Genomic DNA, 18,951 nt, shown 5'->3' with positions numbered 1-18,951 from the left:
GCGATGCCGCCACGACGTTGAAGTCGACTGCTGAGCGACGCCGCCTTGATTTCCCAATCGGCTACCGAGCGACCGCGAGCGACCGCGCCAGGTGCCTGCCCGTGTGCGTGGCCGTCCGCGCCAGCTCCGCCGGCGTGCCGGTGAAGACCACCCGCCCCCTCGCCGCCAGCCTCATCGCCGGGTCGTCACCCAGCAACTGGCCAACGAGCCCGGCGCCACCTACGAAAGCGGCACCTTTACCCGGTTGGTGCCCCGCCTGCCCGCGCTGCTCGCGGCGGCATACCCGCCGCGCTGAGCTGCGCCTCCAGATCCGGCGCCCCGCGCCGGTTGTCGATCTCCAGATGAGGTACGGCCGGCGGCTCGTCCACCCGCACCGCCGAGAGGAACCCCGCGAAGTCGGCCAGCTTGCCCGCGTCGCGCTCCAGCCCCCTCGCGACCAGCCGCTCCCGCAGCGTCGGGCCGTCCGAACGCACCCACACCAGGCGCACCGGCGGCCCGCCCAGCGCCCGCACCCACTCCCGCCACAGCGTCGCCGAGTGCACCTGCGAGGTGAACGGCCCGTCGAGCACCACCGGGCACCCGTGCGCGCGGATCTGCCCGGCCAGCGCGCTCAGCCCGGCGTACTCGTGGTGCTTGACATGCGCGTCGTACCACGGGCCCTCGCGTTCACCCGGCGGGCGCCCGTACGCTCGCAGGATCTCGGCGACGATCCCGCCGTACACGCCGTCCTTGTCGAGCAGCGCGGGCACCGGCGACAGCCGTGCGAGCAGCGCGGCGGCCACGGTCGACTTGCCCGCGCCAGGCGGGCCGCTGATCACCCAGACTGGAACCACAAGGTCTGAGCGTACGCGGATCCGCGTACACCGCAGCCGCTCCCGGTCGGACGTGCGCGGGGCCCCCGCCGAGCAGACTCAGGCGCATGCTCTCCGTCGTCTCTCGCGTGTTCCGCGCCCCGGACCTGCGCAGGAAGATCCTCTTCACGCTCGGGATCGTGGTCCTTTTCCGCTTCGGGCAGATACTGCCCTCACCCGGCGTGGACGTGGCGGCGGTGAAACGCTGCCTCGGCGGCACCCGGGGCGGGCTCGCCGAGATGGTGCAACTGCTCAGCGGCGGCGCGATGCTGCAGCTCTCGGTGTTCGCGCTCGGCGTCATGCCCTACATCACGGCCAGCATCATCATGCAGCTCATGGCCGTCACCGTGCCCCGGCTGGAGGCGCTGCGCAAAGAGGGCAAGCAATCGCAGATCACCCAGTACACCCGCTACCTCACCGTCGCCCTCGCCGTCCTCAACGCCACCACCGTCGTCGCACTGGCCAGGACCGGGCAGCTGTTCCCCGGCTGCGCCGAGCGGGTGCTGCGCGATGAGAGCCTGCTCGGCGTCGGCGTGCTCGTGGCCGTCATGGTCGCCGGGTCCTGCGTGGTCATGTGGCTCGGCGAACTGGTCACCGACCGGGGCATCGGCAACGGCATGTCCATCCTGATCTTCACCCAGGTGGTCGCGGTCTTCCCGTCGTACATGTCGACGATCTTCACGATCAGCCCGGCCGGCGGCGTGGTCATGCTCGTCACCGGCGTCTTCCTCGTGGCCGTCGTGGTCTTCGTCGAGCAGGCGCAGCGGCGGGTGCCCGTCCAGTACGCCAAGCGCCTGGTCGGCCGCCGTTCCTATGGCGGCACCAGCACCTACATCCCGTTCAAGGTCAACCAGGCGGGCATCGTGCCGGTCATCTTCACCACCTCGCTGCTGTTCGTGCCGACGCTGTTCGCCAACCAGCTGCCGTGGCTGGCGCCGTACCTCACCGGTGACCACCCGCTCTACATGACCGTCTTCTTCCTCCTCGTCGTCGGATTCACCTACTTCTACGTCTCGATCACTGCGAACCCGGTCGAGATGGCCGACAACATCAAGCGGTACGGCGGATTCGTCCCCGGAGTACGGCCCGGCCGGGCGACCGCGCAGTACCTGGGCTTCGTGCTGTCCCGGCTGACCGCGCCCGGAGCCCTCTACCTCGGCGTGCTGGCGCTGCTGCCGCTCATCGCCTTCGCACTGCTGCGCGACCCCTCGACCCAGCAGAACTTCCCCTTCGGCGGGGCCAGCATCCTGATCATGGTGAGCGTCGGGCTGGAGACCGTGAAGCAGATCGAGGCGCAGCTCCAGCAGCGCAACTACGAGGGACTGCTGCGCTAGCTCAGATCGCCAGGCCCGCGCGCATCGCGAACACCACGAGCTGGGCGCGGTCGCGGGCGTGCAGCTTGACCATGGCCCGGCTGACGTGCGTGCGGACCGTCTCCGGGCTGATCACCAGCTCTTTGGCGATCTCCTCGTTGGACATCCCCGTCGCCACCCACGCGGCCAGTTCGCGCTCGCGCGGCGTCAGCGTCTCGATGCCGGGGACCGGTTCCGCGCTCGCGTGCCTGCCGAAGCGGGAGATGACCGTACGGGTGACCGACGGCGACAGCAGCGCCTCACCGGCGGCGACCACGCGGATCGCGGACACCAGCTCGTCGGGGGCGCTGTCCTTCAGCAGGAAGCCGCTCGCGCCCGCCTGGAGGGCGGCGAAGACGTACTCGTCCACCGCGAACGTCGTCACCACCACGATCCGCACGCCGCGCAGGCTCTCGTCGGCCGCTATGGCGCGCAGGGTCTGGAGACCGTCCATGCCGGGCATCCGGATGTCGAGCAGCAGTACGTCGGGGCGGGTGGCGGCGATCAGCCGCAGGGCGGCGGCGCCGTCCTGCGCCTCGCCCACGAAGGCGAGGCCGGGTTCGCGCTCGACGAGCGCCCGCAGGCCCATCCGCACCACGGCCTGGTCGTCGGCCACGGCGACCCGGATCGGGGGCGCCGCCCCGGTCGCCGGTTCCGTCACGTGCGCTCGACGTGGGGGAAGCGGGCCACCACCCGGAAACCGCCGCCCTCGCGCGGGCCCGCCGCGAACGCGCCTCCGGCGGCGGTGACCCGGGCGCGCATGGTGCTCAGGCCGCGTCCCTCCCGGGCGCCGTTCCATCCGGCGCCCCGGTCGGCCACCTCCACCACGAACGCGCGGGGGTCGCTGGCCACGCGTACCGACGCCCTGGTCGGGCCCGCGTGGCGCAGCACGTTCGTGAGCGACTCGCGGACCACCCGGTAGACCGCGCCCTCCAGATGGGCGGGCACGTCGGGGTCGGCGGGCTCGACGTCGACGGGCAGGCCCGCCGCCCGCACCCCGTCGAGCAGCGCGGGCAGGTCGCTCGGCGGGCCGCCCTCGATGCCGTCGAGCGCGGTGCGCAGGTGGGTGAGCGCCTTGCGGCTGGTCTCCTTGATGGCCAGCAGGGACGCCCTGGCCTGCTCGGGGTCGTCGTCGAGGGCGACGAGCGCGAGCCCGGCCTGCATGGCGATGGCCGCCAGCCCGTGTCCGGCGGCGTCGTGCACCTCCCCGGCGATCCTGGCGCGTTCGGCGGCCAGCATCTCGGCGGCGAGCCGATGCGCTCCACCCGGGCCGCCGGGCGGGGTGAGGTCGCAGGGCCCGCCTTCGAGGGCGCCGGGCGGGTCGAGGCGGCAGGAGACGTCGGGGCCCACCGGTGTGCCCCAGTAGCCGGACAGGTCCGAATGGTCGTACCGGATCGAGCGTGCCTCGGACGGCCGCCGCTCCTCGGCGTGCGCGGGCGTGAGGTCGGCGGGCGGAAGCGCCGCCTCGGCAGCCTCGGCCGCGGCGGCGCGGGCCTGCGCCAGACCGCTGAACGACCAGGGGACGGCCAGCCACCCCGCCCACGCGAGCATGAAGACGACCGGGATGTCGCTCAGGCGCGAGAGTCCGGACTGCTTGCTCACACGGCGATCCTAGCCCGTGCGCCCGGCCTGGGAAGAGCCGTGCGGGCCGGTGGGATCAGGCCGTGAGCCAGCGCAGCGGGTTGACCTGGGTGATCTTGCGGAACGTCTCGTCGCCGACACCCGCCGCCCGCAGCAGCGGCGGCAGCGCGTCGAGCGCGTGGGAGTACCCGTGGCCGTCGTAGCGCCGCAACTGCGCCACCCGGCTCACTCCCGAACTGACCAGCACCCGGTCGGCATGTCCGTCCTCGATCAGCCCGGCCACCGTCCGCGCCGCCTGCCCGGCCCCTTGCGGCAGGGTGCAGACGCTCACGTACGCCCCGGCCTCGGCGATCTTGCGGGCCGCCCCGGGATCGGTGCCCGCGTAGCCCACGCTCACCCGGCCGGGGTCGAGCCCCTCGGACAGCAGGATCTCCAGCAGCGCCGTACCGTTGACGCCGTGCGTCGCGACCGGCAGCCGCGACGACAGGGAGGCGCGGGCGGCGGCGCGCAGGCAGCGCTCCTCGGCGGCCGTGGGCTCCTCGCCCCAGGTGCCGACCTCGCCGATCACTCCGGGCAGCGCTCCGGACTCGTCGAGTCCCGAGGTGATCTCGTCCATCAGCCGCCGCGTCAGTTCCTCGACGCTCGCCGTGCCGACCTGGGCGAACGGCTCGGCGAACAGCCCGGTGGCGGCGATGACGGGCACCCGGCTGCCCGCCGCCATACGGGCGAGGGCGGCGGTGTCGCGGCCCATGCCGGTGCAGGTCAGGTCGACCACGAGGCCGACACCGTGGTCCTGGCGCAGCGCGCGCAGTTCGTCGGTGACCGGGCGCTCCTCGTCGAGCCACCGGTAGGGATCGGAGTCGATTCCGACGGCCCAGCGCAGGTCGGTGCGCAGGTGTTCGTGGGGGAGCACGGCACCGGTGACCGCTGCGGCACGCATGGGGCCGGTTACGGTACGAAGCATTACCTCGGGCATGTGCGACATTAACCGATTTTTGCCCGCTGATGCCGCTCTACCGGCGAAGATCTACCCGAAGTGTTCGCCGGAGTCTTCCTCCGGACGCCGTATCCTGGTGGCGTCCGTCAACAGCCCACGGGGGGATCGTGGCCATCCACAACTCAGAGACCGGCGACGCCGACGAGCTCAAGGGCGCGGCGGAGGAGCGGTCCGGCATGCCGCCGCGAGGCGGCATCCACGGGTGGCTGGACGGCATCAGGTCGACCCGCACCGGCGCGCTCACCCTGAAGATCGTCATCGGCGTGCTGGGCGGCGTCATGGTGATCGGCGGGCTCATCATGGTGCCCTTCCCCGGCCCCGGGTGGCTGGTGGTGTTCGCGGGGCTCGCGGTGCTCGCCACGGAGTTCCACTGGGCGCACAAGGTGCTGGAGTTCGGCAAGCGCACCCTGCACGCCTGGACCGAGTGGTACAAGCGGCAGGGCTGGACCGTCCGCATCCTGGTGCTGGTCGTGACCGTGATCGCGGCCACCGTGATCGTCTACGTCGGCATGCGGAGCATCGGCATCGACCTCATCGAGACGGCCAGGGGGCTGATCTACAGATAGAGGCCGGTGCCGTGGTCGGTCTCCTGGGTGGCCACGGCGTGCAGGTCGCGCTCGCGCACCACCAGGTAGGTCTGGGAGTGGAGATCGACCTCCAGCCGGTCCTCGGGGCTGAGCAGCACCTTGTCGCCGAGCTTCACGCCGCGCACGTTGGCGCCCACTCCGCAGACCTCGCCCCACACCAGGCGGTTCTCGTCCTTGACCGTCGCGGGGATCACGATGCCGGAGCCGCTGCGCCGTTCCTCGACCGTGGTCTCCAGCCGGATCAGCACCCGGTCGTGGAGCATCTGGATCTCGAACTTTGGTTCTACCACACCGGAAGTTTACGTCCATCGCGCGTGCGGGTGGCACGGTAGGCGCGCGTTCCCCATGATGGGGCGCCCATGACCGGCCATCGGGAAGCGCCCGACATTTCATGTTAAAAACGGCTGCTTTTCCTGGGTCGTCGCAGGTCGGAACCATGTCGCGGCAATCCTTCGCCGGATGTCGGCGGGGTCGGCTATAAATTCACTGGCGCGGTGCGGCGCCGCCGTTGCGAAACCGGAATAAGAGGGTGGTCTGACATGGGAAATGGCATGCGGTGACGGTGATTCCGAGCGGCCGGACCTGGACCTCCGGGCTGCCGCCGTACGTCGCCAGGAGCGGGGTCCGGCTGGTCGAGGTGGGCGACATCGCGGTCGGTACCTGCGTGCCCGCCTACTTCCGGCTCGATCGCGCGCAATCCTGGCGCCGGCTGCTCGCCGAACCTCCCCGGATGGTCGTGCTCGACCTCGGCGAGCATCGCGACCCCGGCTACCGGCCGGTGATCGCGGGCCTCGCGGCGGCCGGGAGCGAGGTGCTGGCGCGGGTCGACACCGACTTCGGCCTGCGGCCCGTCGCCGACGTACGCGCCGACCTGCGCAGAGCGCACGCCTGGTACGGCCTGCGCGGCGCCTTCCTCGACCAGGTCGCCGCCGGAGCCGGGCGCCTCGACCACTACCGCAGGCTCGTCGACGGCGCGAGCGGCACGGTCGTGCTCAACCCCGGCGTCTACCCCGACCCCGGGTACGCCGCGCTGGCCGACGTGCTGGTGACCTTCGAGGGGCCGCTGGCGGCCTACCGCGCCATCCGCGAGCCGTCGTGGGCCAGGGCGCTGGCCAGGAGCAGGTTCTGCCATCTGATCCACGGGGTGGCAGAGCGCGCCAGGGCCGTCACCCTGCGCAAGGCGGCCCGTCTCGCCGGAACCGTCCACCTGAGCGACAACCCCGGCTGGGCCGAACTGCCCGCCTATTACGGCCGTCCGATCGCGGGCGGACGAACGTCATGACCCCCGGGACGGCGGCCTCGGAGGGCACCCCGGCAGCCGGGCGTTCCTGACGCCAGGGACGCGGGCGCGTCCCGGCAGCCGAGTGACGCCGGGGCGCTCGGTCACCGGAACCGGAGCGACGCGAACACCGGGCGGTGGTCCGAGCCCCCGACGTCGTGCGCGGAGAAGCCGGTGACGGCGAGCTCCGGAGAGGCGAGCACGTGGTCGATGGCGACCCTCGGCAGGAACTCCCAGTCGCCCCGGGTCGGCCACGTCGGCTCGAACCCCTTGCCGGTGGCGTCGGCCGCGTCCCGGTACCCGCTGTCGAGCAGCGCCCGCAGCCGTCCGTGGTCGAGGGTCGCGTTGAAGTCGCCCGCCAGCACCCGGGGCATCCCGCCCGCGCGCGGCAGCGCGTCCAGCCCCTGCGCCCAGCACGGCACCGGCGCCGACGGATTGGGCGCGCACGGGTGCACGGACACGACCTCGACCTCGCGCCCGCCCGGCGTCGTGAACACGGCCCGCGCCTGCCGGAAACCGAACTCGATCACCGGCAGCTCCCGCAGCGGCCCCGCCGCGTAGAGCCCGGAGCCTCCGGCGCGCGGCGCGGAACGGTCGACGGTGTGCGGCAGCAGCGTGCGCAGCCCGGCCCGGTCGAGCCTGCCGAGGGCGCCCGGGGTGAGCTCCTGCAGCGTCAGCACGTGCGGTCGCATCCGCCGTACCAGCGCGACGACCTCGCCGGCGTCGGCCTGGCCGAAGGCGAGGTTGACGGCCAGCACCCGCAGTTCCTCGCCTCCGGCGGCGGGCCCGCCGCCGGGGAAGGCACGCGGCAGCACCGCGACCCCCAGCGCGAGCACGCTCGCGGCGGCGACCGCCGTCGCCGCCCGGCGCCGCAGGAACGCCGCCACCACGAGCGGGACGAGCGCGACGACCAAGACATACGGCGTGTACGCCACCAGGGGCGTCCACAACCAGTGCGGATCGGCCCCGGTCAGCCGGAGCAACGCCCACAGCGCGAACGGTACGACGAGAGCCCAGATCATGATCCCGACCATGACACTGTATTGTCACCGGACCCGGATACGGTTCACGCATGCGCGATGTGGAAGCCCTCGTCCTCGACGCGATCGACGACGCCGAGACCGTGGCCCTGCTGGCCGACCTGGTCCGCGTGCCGAGCGTGACCGGCACGGCCGCCGAGTCCGAACTGCAGCACGTTCTCGCCGGTCACCTCGCGCAGGCGGGCCTCGACGTCGACCTGTGGCGCCTCGACCTCGACGACCTGCGCGGCCGTCCCGGCTTCCCCGGCACGGAGGCGCCCAGGCAGGAAGGCTACGGTCTGGTCGCCGTGACACCGGGCGAGGGCAGGCCCGCGCTGATCCTTCAGGGCCACGTGGACGTGGTGCCGACCGGCGACCCGGCCGGATGGCGGGGCGAGGACCCGTTCGCCGCCCGGATCAGCGGCGACGTCCTGCACGGGCGCGGCGCCTGCGACATGAAGGCGGGGCTCGCGGCCAACATCGCCGTCGTCCGGGCGCTGCGGCGCGCGGGCGTGCGCCTGGCCCGGCCGCTCGCGCTGCACTGCGTGGCCGGTGAGGAGGACGGCGGCCTCGGTGCCTTCGCCACCCTCGCCAGAGGCCACACCGGCGCGGCGGCGGTGATCACCGAGCCGACCGGCGGCACCGTGATCACCGCCAACGCGGGCGCGCTCACCTTCCGGCTGGAGATCGCCGGGCGGGCCGCCCACGGCGCCACCCGCCACGAGGGGGTGAGCGCGATCGAGGCGTTCCTGCCGGTGTTCGCGGCGCTCAGGCGGCTGGAGGCCGAACGCAACCGCGACCTGCCCGCCCTGTTCGACGGCAACCCGCTGCCCTACCCGATCGAGGTCGGCACCGTTCGCGCGGGCGACTGGGCGAGCACCGTGCCCGACCTGCTCGTCGCCGAGGGGCGGCTCGGGGTTCGCCTCGACGAGGATCCGCCGGCGGCACGGGCCGCCCTCGAACAGGCCCTGGCCGAGACCGGCGACCCGTGGCTGCGCGCGCACCCGGCGACGCTCACCTGGCCGGGCGGGCAGTTCGCCAGTGGTCGGCTGCCCGACGGGCACCCGCTGCTCGCCGAGGTCGGCGCGGCCGTGGCCGACGTACGCGGGAGCACACCCGCGCAGGCGGCGGCGCCGTACGGGAGCGACCTTCGCCTCTACGCCGCAGGCGGCATCCCCACCCTCCACTACGGTCCCGGCGACGTGGCCTTCGCGCACGCGCCGCGCGAGCAGGTGGCGCTGGCCGAGCTGCGCGAGGTCACCCGCGCCCTGGCGCTCCTGGCCGTCAGACGGTGTGAGGCCCACGTGTAGACGCGGCGCGGTGTCAGACGGCGCCTGCGTCTGCGGTGACAGCCGTGCCTAAGGCGACGCGCGCACCTCGACGATCTCGGCCAGTGGGAACTCCAGATAGTCGCCCGCTTCCTCGCACCACGCGTCCAGCACGCCGCCGCGCAGTTCGCCGTGGCTGATGGTCGCGGTCAGTCCGTCGGCGAGCGTGACCCCGGCCCGCACCCCCCGGTCGACCACGAACCCGAGCAGCGACTGCTGCGCCGTCGGCAGCCGGGTGGCCAGCCGTCCGATGATCGCCCAGGTGCGCCCGCTGCGGTCGGCGGGCTCGGCCGCCTCGATCAGCCGCCTGGCGTGCTCGCGCGGGTCGGGCACGGGCTCGGCGAGCACGTGCGCGGGCACGTCCGGATCGGGCAGTTCGGCCACCTGCCCGCCGGGCAGCAGGATGAGCCTGCCGTTCGCGGGCTCCTCGCCCCGGGTGCGCCTGATCGCGATCTCCCCGGTGTCGGCGACGGGCACGGGGGAGTAGCCGTGCTCGCGCAGCGTCGACAGGGTGCGCTCGGGCGGCGCCGAACTGACCAGCACGGTCGGGGCGAGCAGCCGCAGCCCGAGCCGGTTCAGCCGCCGGTGCGCGGCCAGCTCCGCCAGCAGCGCCGAGTCGGCGGCCTGCACCACGCAGCCGACCGAGACGACCGTCACCTCGCCGTGTCGGCGGGCGACGTCGCGTACGAGGTATTCGAGGGTCTGCGGGACCGTTCCGACCTCGGACAGCTCACCGAGGAGCTCGTCGGCGTCGTAGCCCCGGTCGAGCGCCCGCCGCAGGCTCTCGGGGGTGAAGCGCCACACGGAGGCGGCGCCGCGCGACTCGCGCTCGGCCGTCCGGTCGAGCAGCGCGGCGAGCTCGGCCGAGGGCGGGCCGGTGACCACGGCGGTCAGGTCGGGGCCGAACAACGCGCTCCTGCGCACGCTGGCCAGCGCCCGGGTGGACACCTCGACCAACTGCGGGTCGTGCTCGACCCGCGGGACCGTGTCGTCGTTCTCGTCACCGGCGCATCCGGACAGATCGGCCAGCGCCCGGCCGAGGTCGGTGAGCGCGTCGCCCGCCAGCAGCCCGAGCAGCCGGGCCTCGTCGAGGACGGCGCCCGCGCACTCGGCCAGCAGCGCCCGGTCGAGCAGCGGGGCGTGCCAGTGCACGTCGCGCACCAGGCCCGCCCGGTCGGCGAAGGCGGTGCCGGACGGCAGGTGGGCCAGGCAGGACAGCACCGCCCTGCGCACCCGGGCGACGGACCCGCCCGCCTGGTCGTCGCCGAGGACGGTGCCGTAGCGGCCGTCGGTCCTGCGCAGGGACGAGCGCTCCATGCGCCACCACGCCGACAGCAGCGCGCGCAGCCGGGCCGAGCCCTCGTCGAGCCGCCAGCGGTCGAAGCGCTCGGTGGGCACCAGCCCGCTCGACGCCTCGTCCCAGGCCAGCAGCCGCGCCACCGCGCAGATCTCCAGCAGCAGCCGGGTCTCGTCCTCGTCGCAGCCGGTCTCCTTGGCCACCCGGCGTACCTCGCGCACGCCGACGCCGCCGGTCTTCAGCAGCGGCAGCGGCGACTTGGAGGCGTTGTCGAGCAGGGCCGCGCAGCGTTCGACCACGTGCGGGGCGGCGAGCGTCATGAGGTGGTCGACCTCGGCCGGATCGACCGGGAGGGTCGCGACCTCGGGCGGGCGCGGGGTGAAGGACGGCCGGTAGCCGGGCCCGCGCACGGCCAGCGCCACCTCGCGGGGCATCTCGGCGACGTTCCAGTTGGGGCGGTAGAGGAGCCCGTGGTCGGCGGCCCACTTCTCGGCGCTGCCCGGGATGACGAAGCGGTTGCCGTCGACGTCGCGGACCGGGCCGTCCCAGGCGAAGGAGTCGAGCAGGTCCCGCGCGCCCGAGGGGGCCTCGGCGAGCACGGCGGTCAGGTGTGCGGGGTCGGACAGGACCTCGCTCGCCCGCGCGATCGTGCGGCGCTTGTTGCCGTTGTACGGCACGCCCAGCTTGCGGGCCAGGGCGCGTAGCGCGTCGTTGCTGATGGTCCAGGCGTTGAGGTAGTGCTCCAGCCGCTCGCCGAGCCCGAGCGGGGCCGCCCACCAGCGGGCGGCCGCCTCGGACAGGTGGATCACGCCGCGCTCGTCCGGCCAGGCGAGGGCGTGGTCGTAGAGGTGGTCGAGCCAGTCGAGCGTGTCCTTCTCCGGCACACCGAGGAAGCTGGCCAGCCTGCCGGGCGTGGGTTCCGCGACGACCAGGCAGACCTCGGCCAGTTGCAGGCACGGCAGAGGCAGGGCGCGCAGCGCCTCCATCGCGGCGAAGCCGTTGCCCAGCCGCTGCGCCAGCGTGCCCAGCCGCCGAGGCCAGGGGGCCGCGAGGGCGTCGGGCCGGTTGGCGAGCACGCGGCCGAGGCGGTCTTCGTCGAGTGTCCGCAGCCAGCCGAGGAGGTGATCATCCATCTGTCAGCACTCTCATGGGGGTCGCGCGGGACTCACCGTGAGCCATGACCAACCACGGTAGTGCAGATGACACTCCGTCAGGAGAGGACTGCCCAGACGATCTTTCCGTGTGGTGCGAGCGCCGACCAGCCCCACCGACGGCTGAGCGAGTCGACGATGTGGAGGCCGAGTCCGCCCGCGTCCAGGGGGCCCGGGTAGCGCAGCACCGGCACCGAGGCGCCGGGGTCGGTGAACGCGCAGGTCACCAGGTGCCCTCGGCGTACGAGGGACATGTGGACGGGACGCTGGCAGCCCGGCTCGCCGAGGCGCAGACCGTGGCGGAGGGCGTTGGTGGCCAGCTCGGACACCACGAGCTCCATGTTCTCCGCGAGCTCGCACAGTCCCCAGCCCGACAGGGTGCCGAGCGTGAAGCTGCGTGCGCTGTGCACGGACGGCGCGGTGGGAGGTAACACAAACGTGGCGCTCGCGTGGGGGCCTGGGACCAGTAGGTCACGAGCGGCGTCCGGCCACCATCCAAGGGGCGGCCACCAGTCGAACGTGGTCCACTGGCCGTGCGCCAGGGTGGAATGCACGGTGATCATTCTGGGGCAAACTCGCGTGCAGGTGCAAGGGCGAATGCACGTGCAGAAGCCCCATGCACGCGCTACCGTTAGGTCATCAAATGGTCAATCACCATGAAAGGGGATCTTGTCTGCGGCCCATGATCTTTCGGCCGCGAAGTGACAGACTGTGTGACAAGAGTCGACCAAGGAGCAGCACGTGTCCATCGATCCGCCGGGTTCAGCCTCCACAGTTCGGCGCATCATGCTCGGTGCCAGCCTCAGGCGCCTTCGCGAGGCCAGCGGGCTCGACCGCGGCCAGGCCGGGTTCCACATCAGGGCCTCGGAGTCGAAGATCAGCCGGATGGAGCTGGGTCGCGTCGGATTCAAGACACGTGACGTCGAGGACCTGCTCACGCTGTACGGCGTCAGCGACGACGCCGAACGGAGAGCGCTGCTGGAAATGGTCCGCGAGGCCAACACCCCCGGGTGGTGGCACAAGTACTCGTCCGTTCTGCCCGGCTGGTTCACCACGTACGTGGGGCTGGAGGAGGCCGCCAGCGTGATCCGCACCTATGAGGTGCAGCACGTGCCCGGCTTGTTGCAGACGGCGAACTACGCGCGGTCCGTGTACCGGCTCGGCAACCCGGATGCGACCCCCGATGACATCGAAAGCCGCGTGCATCTGCGCATGCAGCGGCAGGAGCGTTTCACGCAGAAGGACGGGCCGCGCCTGTGGGCGGTCATCGACGAGGCGACGCTCAAGAGGACCATCGGGGGCAGAGGCATCATGGCCGAGCAGCTTCAGCACCTGCTGGAAGTGGCCGCCCTCCCCAACATCACGATCCAGGTGATGCCCTTCAGGTTCGGTATGCACGCCGCAGAAGGGGGCGCGTTCAGCATCCTGCGGTTTCCCGAGTCCGACCTGTCGGACGTCGTTTACGTCGAGCAGCTCTGGGGTGCTCTGTACCTCGACAAGCGTGAGGACGTCGATCCGTACCTCACCGCCATGGAGCAGCTGTGCGTGGAGAGCACCACGCCAGGGGGCACTGTGGAGCTTCTCGGCGGTCTTCTCAGAAAGATCTAGATGAAGCACACCTACAACGGCATGTCCGCCGCCGACCTCACCCAGGTCGCCTGGCGCAAGAGCCGCTACAGCAATTCGCAGGGCAACTGCGTGGAGCTCGCCGAGCTCCCGGACGGGGGGATTGCCGTTCGCAACTCGCGCTTTCCCAACGGCCCGGCCCTTATCTACACCCGCGACGAGATCCGGGCGCTGATGCTCGGGGTGAAGGCCGGAGAATTCGACGGCCTGCTGGTGTAACGCCGTGTTCACCCCCGGCGCGGCCGCGTAACAGCGACGCGCCGGGGGCGAAATCACCGGGATTCTTCTTGCTGTGACGATCGGGTCATGCTCGATCAGCTGACCCTCTATCCGATCGCGGACGACGTGCTCCTCGCCCCAGGCGGCAGAGTCGTCGTCCGCACGTACGGCGTCGCGCCCGCCGACGGGCGTGTCGCCTACCGGACCTGGGTGACCGGGATCCGCGAGCAGCCGCGCTACTGGCGCTGGAGCCGTTTCGAGGAGGCCGCCGCCGGCCACCGCAGGGTGCTCGAATGGCTCACCGGCCGGGGCCCGCTGCCGGTCTGAACCTCACGAGGCGTTCCGGCCCGGGATCGGCCGGGGTGTGAATCTCACACATGGGCGTTCCGGCTCAGGACCGGCTCGGGTCCGCGCCTCACACTGGGGCGTTCCAGCTCAGCAACACCGGCTCGGCGTGTTCGAAGCCGAGCCGCGAGTACGTGCCGGTGTCCAGGCGGAAGAACCGGCCGTCCTCGGGCGCCAGCCCCAGCCAGCGGGCGGCCAGCACCCGCAGGAAATGGCCGTGCGCCACCAGCGCCACCTCGCCCTCGGCGGCCCGCGCCCGCGCGATCACCCGGTCGGCCCGGGCGCCCACCTGCTCGGCGCTCTCACCCGGATGCTCGGCGTCGCCGGGGATCACCCCGTCGCGCCACAGGTACCAGCCGGGCCGGTCCTGCCGGATCACCGGCGTGGTGATGCCCTCGTAGCCGCCGTAGTCCCACTCCCACAGGTCCGCGTCCACCTCGTAGTCCGTCAGCCCGGCCGACTCGGCGGTCCTGCGCGCCCGCTGGGCGGGGCTCACCAGCACCAGGTCGAACGTCTTGCCCTTCACCAGCGGGGCGAGGGCGGCGGCCTGGGCCTCGCCGTACGGGGTCAGGGGCAGGTCGGTGCGGCCGGTGTGCCTGCCGTTCTTGCTCCACTCGGTCTCGCCGTGCCTGAGCAGCAACATCTCCTTCACCCCGCCATCCTTCCAGGTGCCGTCCGGTCGTCTTCTCCCCGGCCGGACCAGGACTGCCGGTCAAGCCGGTTAAATGGTGGCCATGAAGCCTATTCGCGTTGGTTTGGTGGGAGCGGGCCCGTGGGCGGAGACGGCGCACGCGCCGATGCTCGCCAAGAGCCCCGACCTCGAGTTCGCCGGAGTGTGGGCGCGCAGGCCGGAGGCCGCCGCCGCCCTCGGGGCGCCGGTGTACGAGCGGGTCGAGGAACTGTTCGACGCCTGCGACGCGGTCTGCTTCTGCGTGCCCCCCGGCGTACAGGCCGAACTGGCCGTCAAGGCGGCGCGGGCGGGCAAGGCGCTGCTGCTGGAGAAGCCGCTCGCCGACAGCCTTGAGGCGGCCGAACGCGTCGCCGCCGCCGTCGCCGAGGCCGGAGTCCCGTCCCAGATGATCCTCACCATGCGCTACGGCCGCAGCACCCGAGACTTCCTCGACCGGTGCGCCGCGATCCGGCCGTTCGGCGGGCACGCGCTCGCCGTCAGCGACGTGATCACCGCCGACGGGCACCCGTTCGGCACTCCGTGGCGGTTGCGGCGCGGGGCCCTGCTCGACCTCGGGCCGCACGTCGTCGACCTGCTCGACGCCGCGCTCGGCCGGGTCGTGTCGGTGCGCGCCCACGGTGACCCGCTCGGCTGGGTCGGCCTGCTGCTCGAACACGAGGGCGGCGCCGTCAGCGAGGCGTCGATCTCGATGGCGGCCACCGGCGACGAGGTGCCGTGGCGGGTCGCGGTTTTCGGCCGCGAGGGCACCGCCGAACTCGGCCCCGCCGTGCCTGACGACGACCCGCTGGGCGTGGTGGCGGCGGAGTTCGCCAGGACCGTGCGCGACGGCGGCGGCCACCCGCTCGACGCCGCCCACGGACTGCGGCTCCAGCGCATCATCGCCGAGGCGGAGAGTCAAGTCACCTCCCCTTGACGCTGGAGCATTCCATGGGGGTTGATACCGTCTGTCCGACGCGTGGTGCCGCAGCGAAGTCCGGTGGGATTCCGGCGCTGTCCCGCAACTGTGAAAGCCAGGTCGCCTGCCACCGCGCCGACGTCGTCAACCCTCGTGGAAAAGGGTGATCCGTCGCACTACGCGGGTCTCTCGGTTCCGACCGTGAAAGGACAACTCGTGAGGCCCGTACGCACGGCCGTCGCGGGCACGGTGCTGGCAACGCTCGTCCTGGCCGGATGCGGCCAGACGCAGTCCGCCTCGGCGCCGTCCCCCACCCCCAGTTCCGCCCCCGCAACCGGCTCCTTCCCGGTGACCGTCGAGGCCGCCAACGGCAAGGTCACCGTCGCGCGGCGGCCGGAGCGGATCGTCTCGCTGTCGCCCACCTCGACCGAGATCCTCTTCGCCGTCGGCGCGGGATCGCAGGTCGTGGCCGCCGACGAGCTGTCCAACTTCCCGCCGGAGGCGCCGAAGTCCGAACTGTCGGGCTTCAAGCCGAACGTCGAGGCGATCATCGCCAAGAAGCCCGACCTCGTCGTGGCCTCCGACGACAAGGTCGTCGCGGAACTCACCAAACTGAACGTCCCCGTCCTGGTCGAGTCCGCCGCCGTCAAGGTCGAGGACACCTACGACCAGATCACCGACCTCGGCGCCGCCACCGGCAACCTCGCCAAGGCCGAGGAGGTCGCGAGCGGGATCAAGACGGAACTCGACCGGCTCGCCGCCGCCGCGCCCAAGGACAAGAAGCTCACCTACTTCCACGAACTCGACCAGACCCCCTTCTCCGCCACCTCCAACACCTTCGTCGGGCAGATCTACGCGATGTTCGGCCTCACCAACATCGCCGACAAAGCGCCCGACGCGGCCTCCGGCTACCCCAAACTCTCACCCGAGTACGTCGCGAAGGCCGACCCCGACCTGATCTTCCTCGCCGACGTCAAGTGCTGTCAGCAGAGCAAGGACACCCTCGCCAAGCGGCCCGGCTGGAAGAACCTCAAGGCGATCCGCGACGACCAGGTGATCGAACTCGACGACGACATCGCCTCCCGCTGGGGCCCGCGCATCGTGGACCTCGCCAGGACCATCGGCGCCGCTGTGGACAAGGTGGCCGCGAAGTAGTGCGAGGCACGCCGGTCAGGGCCGCGGGGGCGCGGCCGCTGTGGGTGGCGGGCGCGCTCGTCGTGCTCGCCCTCTGCATGATCGCCGGCCTGCTCGGCGGCGCGGCCGGGATCGCGCCCTGGCAGGTCGTGCTCCAGGTGGCCGACTGGCTGCCGTTCGTCTCCGCCGACGCCGGGCTGACCCCGCTCGAACAGGGCCTGCTGTACGAGATCAGGCTCCCGCGCGTCCTGGTCGCCGCCACCGTCGGCGGGCTGCTCGCCATGGCCGGAGCCGCCTATCAGGGCGTCTTCCGCAACCCGCTCGCCGACCCTTACCTCCTCGGCGCCGCAGCCGGGGCCGGGCTCACGACCACGCTGCTCATCGTGCTCGTGCCCGCGCCCAGCCTCGGCATCCCCCCTGTCGCCTTCCTCGGCGCCGTCGGCGGCGTCTTCCTCGCCTATGCCCTGGGCAACACGGCCGGGCGCGCGGGCGGCACCGCCACCCTGGTCCTCGCCGGGGTGGCCGTCACCTCCTTCCTCACCGCCATCCAGACGTTCGTGCAGCAGTTCAAGGTCGAGGAACTCCAGCGGATCTACGCGTGGATCCTCGGGGACGTCGGCGGCGGATGGGACAAGTTCTGGCTGGTGCTGCCGTACGCCGCGGTGTCGTCCGTCGTGCTGCTGCTGCACGGGCGGCTGCTCGACGTGCTGTCGGTCGGCGACGACGAGGCCACCACGCTCGGCCTGCGCGCCTCCTGGGTACGGTTCGCGATCCTCCTGGCCGCCTCCCTCGCCACCGCGGCCGCCGTCGCGGTCAGCGGGCTGATCGGGTTCGTCGGCATCGTGGTGCCCCACGTGGTGCGGCGGCTGGCGGGCGGGTCGTACCGGGTGGTGCTGCCGCTCTCGCTGATCGGCGGCGGCGCCTTCCTCGTTCTCGCCGACCTGCTCGCCCGTACGGTGATCGCGCCCGCCGAACTGCCGATCGGGGTCGTCACCATGTTCGTGGGCGCGCCGTTCTTCGTCGTCGTCCTGCGCATGAGCAGACAGGGGGCGCTCACGTGATCCCCGAGGCGCGGGGCAGGGGTGCCGCATGATCCGGGCCGCCGGGGTGTCGGTCAGGCTCGGCGAGCGCGAGGTGCTGTCCGAGGTCGATCTGCTCGTGTCGCGCGGTCAATGGCTGGCGGTCATCGGGCCGAACGGCGCGGGCAAGTCCACCCTGCTCAAGGCCATCATGGGCATCGTCGGCCACAGCGGATCCCTGCTCGTCGCCGACGCACCCGCCGCCGCCCTGAAGCCCAGGGCCAGGGCCCGCCTGCTGGCGTACGCGCCGCAGGCGCCCGCACTGCCGCCCGACATGACCGTCTTCGACTACGCGCTGCTGGGCCGCACGCCGTACATTCCGTACTTCGGCCGGGACAGCCGCCACGACCGCGACGTCGTCGGCGCCGTACTGGAGCGGCTCGACCTCGGCGACTTCGCGAGCCGTCGCGTCGGATCGCTGTCCGGCGGCGAACGCCAGCGCGTCGTCCTGGCCCGAGCCCTCGCCCAGGAGGCGCCGATCCTCGTCCTGGACGAGCCCACCACGGCCCTCGACCTCGGCCACCAGCAGCAGGTGCTCGAACTCGTGGACCGCCTGCGCCGCGCCGACGGCCTCACGGTCGTCACGACGCTCCACGACCTGACCGTCGCGGGACAGTACGCCGACGCGCTCCTCCTGCTGGCGCGCGGCCAGGCCGTCGCCCACGGCTCTCCCGCCCAGGTGCTGACGGAGACCCTGGTGGGCAGGCACTTCGACGCCCAGGTCAAGGTCGAACCCGGCCCGGACGGCCGCCCGGTCGTCCACCTGGTCCGGGGCGAGGTCCGGGGCGAGCGCCCATGACCTCCACCCCACGGCTGAGCTACCGGGAGGAGGACGGGGCGAGGCTCGGGGCGCTGGAGTGGGAGCTCGGGCCCGGCTGGCGGGCGATCTCCTCCGCCGTCCTCGGCGGTGGTATCGGTCCGTGCTCCTGGGTTCTGAACGCCCAGGTCGTCGCCGGATACTCGCGGATGGACCCGGTCGAGCACCTTCGCGAGCTCGGCCCGGCCGGCGACGGCGTCGGCATGATGACGGCCGCCTCCGTCGACCGGTACGTCGTCGCCCGCGACGGCGGCGCCGAGGCGTGTGCCACGGTCGGGCTCCGCGTCCCCACCTGGGCCGCGGCTCCCGAGGGCGTCCCCGATCCGGAGCTGGCGCCGATCCGCGTCGGGACGGTCAACATCCTGGTGCGCGTGCCGGTCGCCATGACCGACGGGGCGCTGGTCAACACGGTGATGACCGTCACGGAGGCCAAGACCCAGGCGCTGCTGGAAGCCGGGTTCGAGGGCACGGGGACCGCGTCGGACGCGGTGTGTGTCGCCGTACGGGCCGAGGGGGCGGAGGAGCTGTTCGGCGGTCCCCGTTCCACCTGGGGTGCCCGTGTCGCGCGGGCCGTCCACGCGGCGGTGCTCCAGGGGGCGGAGGACTGGGCCGCCGCGCACGCGGCCGGCGGCCCGTTCACGGCCGGAGCGCGGACTCGGGCCCGCTGACGCGGGCGAGCGCGTCGGCGGCGGGTGGCCGATGA

General features: G+C 72.6%; 21 protein-coding genes. 12 read left to right on the top strand and 9 right to left on the bottom strand.

All coding sequences use genetic code 11. The features are described from left to right. Nucleotides 1-236: 236 nt before the first annotated feature. The gene (locus tag ABD120_RS30615) at nt 237-833 is read right to left on the bottom strand and encodes a P-loop nucleotide/nucleoside kinase family protein (RefSeq protein ID WP_343953654.1); all 597 of its coding nucleotides are present in this window, start codon (nt 831-833) and stop codon (nt 237-239) included. Nucleotides 834-919: 86 nt separating this feature from the next. On the opposite strand from ABD120_RS30615, the gene secY reads away from it, so the two are divergent. Next, nucleotides 920-2,185: a preprotein translocase subunit SecY gene (gene secY / locus ABD120_RS30610; protein ID WP_343953653.1), complete on the top strand. Its 1,266-nt coding sequence runs from the start codon at nt 920-922 to the stop codon at nt 2,183-2,185. Between the two features lies 1 nt (nt 2,186). On the opposite strand, the gene ABD120_RS30605 is transcribed toward secY, so the two are convergent. From ABD120_RS30605 to ABD120_RS30595, 3 genes are read right to left on the bottom strand one after another with little or no spacing between them, the layout of a single operon-like run. Continuing rightward, nucleotides 2,187-2,864, bottom strand: a complete 678-nt coding sequence (locus ABD120_RS30605) for a response regulator (protein ID WP_343953652.1) — start codon at nt 2,862-2,864, stop codon at nt 2,187-2,189. Then, complete coding sequence (locus ABD120_RS30600) at nt 2,861-3,805, bottom strand: sensor histidine kinase (protein ID WP_343953651.1); 945 nt, start codon at nt 3,803-3,805, stop codon at nt 2,861-2,863. The genes ABD120_RS30605 and ABD120_RS30600 overlap by 4 nt, the downstream gene beginning before the upstream one ends. Nucleotides 3,806-3,860: 55 nt before the next feature. After that, nucleotides 3,861-4,724, bottom strand: a complete 864-nt coding sequence (locus tag ABD120_RS30595) for a phosphotriesterase family protein (protein ID WP_343953649.1) — start codon at nt 4,722-4,724, stop codon at nt 3,861-3,863. Nucleotides 4,725-4,888: 164 nt separating this feature from the next. On the opposite strand from ABD120_RS30595, the gene ABD120_RS30590 reads away from it, so the two are divergent. Then, the gene (locus ABD120_RS30590) at nt 4,889-5,347 is read left to right on the top strand and encodes a TIGR02611 family protein (RefSeq protein ID WP_343953648.1); all 459 of its coding nucleotides are present in this window, start codon (nt 4,889-4,891) and stop codon (nt 5,345-5,347) included. Here ABD120_RS30590 and ABD120_RS30585 read toward each other — a convergent pair. Beyond that, nucleotides 5,338-5,658, bottom strand: coding sequence for a GroES family chaperonin (locus ABD120_RS30585; RefSeq protein WP_343953647.1), 321 nt, complete (start codon nt 5,656-5,658; stop codon nt 5,338-5,340). The genes ABD120_RS30590 and ABD120_RS30585 overlap by 10 nt on opposite strands. A 266-nt stretch (nt 5,659-5,924) precedes the next feature. Between ABD120_RS30585 and ABD120_RS30580 the strand changes: the two genes are divergently transcribed. Next, complete coding sequence (locus ABD120_RS30580; RefSeq protein WP_343953646.1) at nt 5,925-6,650, top strand: spherulation-specific family 4 protein; 726 nt, start codon at nt 5,925-5,927, stop codon at nt 6,648-6,650. A gap of 101 nt (nt 6,651-6,751) precedes the next feature. On the opposite strand, the gene ABD120_RS30575 is transcribed toward ABD120_RS30580, so the two are convergent. After that, a complete protein-coding gene (locus ABD120_RS30575) occupies nt 6,752-7,669 on the bottom strand; it encodes an endonuclease/exonuclease/phosphatase family protein (protein ID WP_343953645.1) in 918 nt (305 codons plus the stop codon). Between the two features lie 50 nt (nt 7,670-7,719). Between ABD120_RS30575 and ABD120_RS30570 the strand changes: the two genes are divergently transcribed. Then, nucleotides 7,720-8,976: an ArgE/DapE family deacylase gene (locus ABD120_RS30570; protein WP_343953644.1), complete on the top strand. Its 1,257-nt coding sequence runs from the start codon at nt 7,720-7,722 to the stop codon at nt 8,974-8,976. A 48-nt stretch (nt 8,977-9,024) separates the two neighbouring features. Here the strand turns inward: ABD120_RS30570 and ABD120_RS30565 are convergent, their stop codons facing one another. Then, nucleotides 9,025-11,424: a helicase-associated domain-containing protein gene (locus ABD120_RS30565; RefSeq protein WP_343953642.1), complete on the bottom strand. Its 2,400-nt coding sequence runs from the start codon at nt 11,422-11,424 to the stop codon at nt 9,025-9,027. Nucleotides 11,425-11,501: 77 nt separating this feature from the next. Beyond that, a complete protein-coding gene (locus ABD120_RS30560; protein WP_343953641.1) occupies nt 11,502-11,852 on the bottom strand; it encodes an ATP-binding protein in 351 nt (116 codons plus the stop codon). Between the two features lie 376 nt (nt 11,853-12,228). Here ABD120_RS30560 and ABD120_RS30555 point away from each other — a divergent pair, with 376 nt between their 5' ends. The 3 genes from ABD120_RS30555 (at nt 12,229) to ABD120_RS30545 (ending at nt 13,614) form a co-directional block, all read left to right on the top strand. Next, the gene (locus ABD120_RS30555; protein ID WP_343953669.1) at nt 12,229-13,050 is read left to right on the top strand and encodes a helix-turn-helix domain-containing protein; all 822 of its coding nucleotides are present in this window, start codon (nt 12,229-12,231) and stop codon (nt 13,048-13,050) included. Next, nucleotides 13,051-13,287, top strand: coding sequence for a DUF397 domain-containing protein (locus ABD120_RS30550; protein ID WP_343953640.1), 237 nt, complete (start codon nt 13,051-13,053; stop codon nt 13,285-13,287). 87 nt (nt 13,288-13,374) lie between these two features. Next, nucleotides 13,375-13,614 carry a hypothetical protein gene (locus tag ABD120_RS30545; RefSeq protein ID WP_343953639.1) on the top strand — a complete coding sequence of 80 codons (240 nt, stop codon included), beginning with the start codon at nt 13,375-13,377 and terminating at the stop codon, nt 13,612-13,614. Nucleotides 13,615-13,702: 88 nt separating this feature from the next. Here the strand turns inward: ABD120_RS30545 and ABD120_RS30540 are convergent, their stop codons facing one another. Continuing rightward, the gene (locus tag ABD120_RS30540) at nt 13,703-14,284 is read right to left on the bottom strand and encodes a histidine phosphatase family protein (RefSeq protein ID WP_343953638.1); all 582 of its coding nucleotides are present in this window, start codon (nt 14,282-14,284) and stop codon (nt 13,703-13,705) included. A gap of 73 nt (nt 14,285-14,357) precedes the next feature. Between ABD120_RS30540 and ABD120_RS30535 the strand changes: the two genes are divergently transcribed. The 5 genes from ABD120_RS30535 (at nt 14,358) to ABD120_RS30515 (ending at nt 18,916) form a co-directional block, all read left to right on the top strand. Beyond that, nucleotides 14,358-15,236: a Gfo/Idh/MocA family protein gene (locus tag ABD120_RS30535; RefSeq protein ID WP_343953637.1), complete on the top strand. Its 879-nt coding sequence runs from the start codon at nt 14,358-14,360 to the stop codon at nt 15,234-15,236. 198 nt (nt 15,237-15,434) lie between these two features. Further along, entirely contained in the window at nt 15,435-16,373 is a 939-nt protein-coding gene (locus ABD120_RS30530) for an ABC transporter substrate-binding protein (protein ID WP_343953636.1), read from the top strand. After that, on the top strand, nt 16,373-17,413 hold the full coding sequence (locus ABD120_RS30525; protein ID WP_343953635.1) for a FecCD family ABC transporter permease: 1,041 nt from the start codon (nt 16,373-16,375) through the stop codon (nt 17,411-17,413). Before ABD120_RS30530 ends, ABD120_RS30525 begins: the two co-directional genes overlap by 1 nt. Before the next feature lie 28 nt (nt 17,414-17,441). Continuing rightward, nucleotides 17,442-18,230 (top strand): ABC transporter ATP-binding protein, encoded by a 789-nt coding sequence (locus tag ABD120_RS30520; RefSeq protein WP_343953633.1) that lies wholly within the window; start codon nt 17,442-17,444, stop codon nt 18,228-18,230. Further along, nucleotides 18,227-18,916 carry an adenosylcobinamide amidohydrolase gene (locus tag ABD120_RS30515; protein ID WP_343953632.1) on the top strand — a complete coding sequence of 230 codons (690 nt, stop codon included), beginning with the start codon at nt 18,227-18,229 and terminating at the stop codon, nt 18,914-18,916. Before ABD120_RS30520 ends, ABD120_RS30515 begins: the two co-directional genes overlap by 4 nt. Nucleotides 18,917-18,951 lie beyond the last annotated feature (35 nt).

It is taken from the genome of Nonomuraea longicatena (assembly GCF_039525605.1).
GTDB lineage: Bacteria > Actinomycetota > Actinomycetes > Streptosporangiales > Streptosporangiaceae > Nonomuraea > Nonomuraea longicatena.
This window is presented reverse-complemented; position numbering and strand designations above follow the sequence as displayed.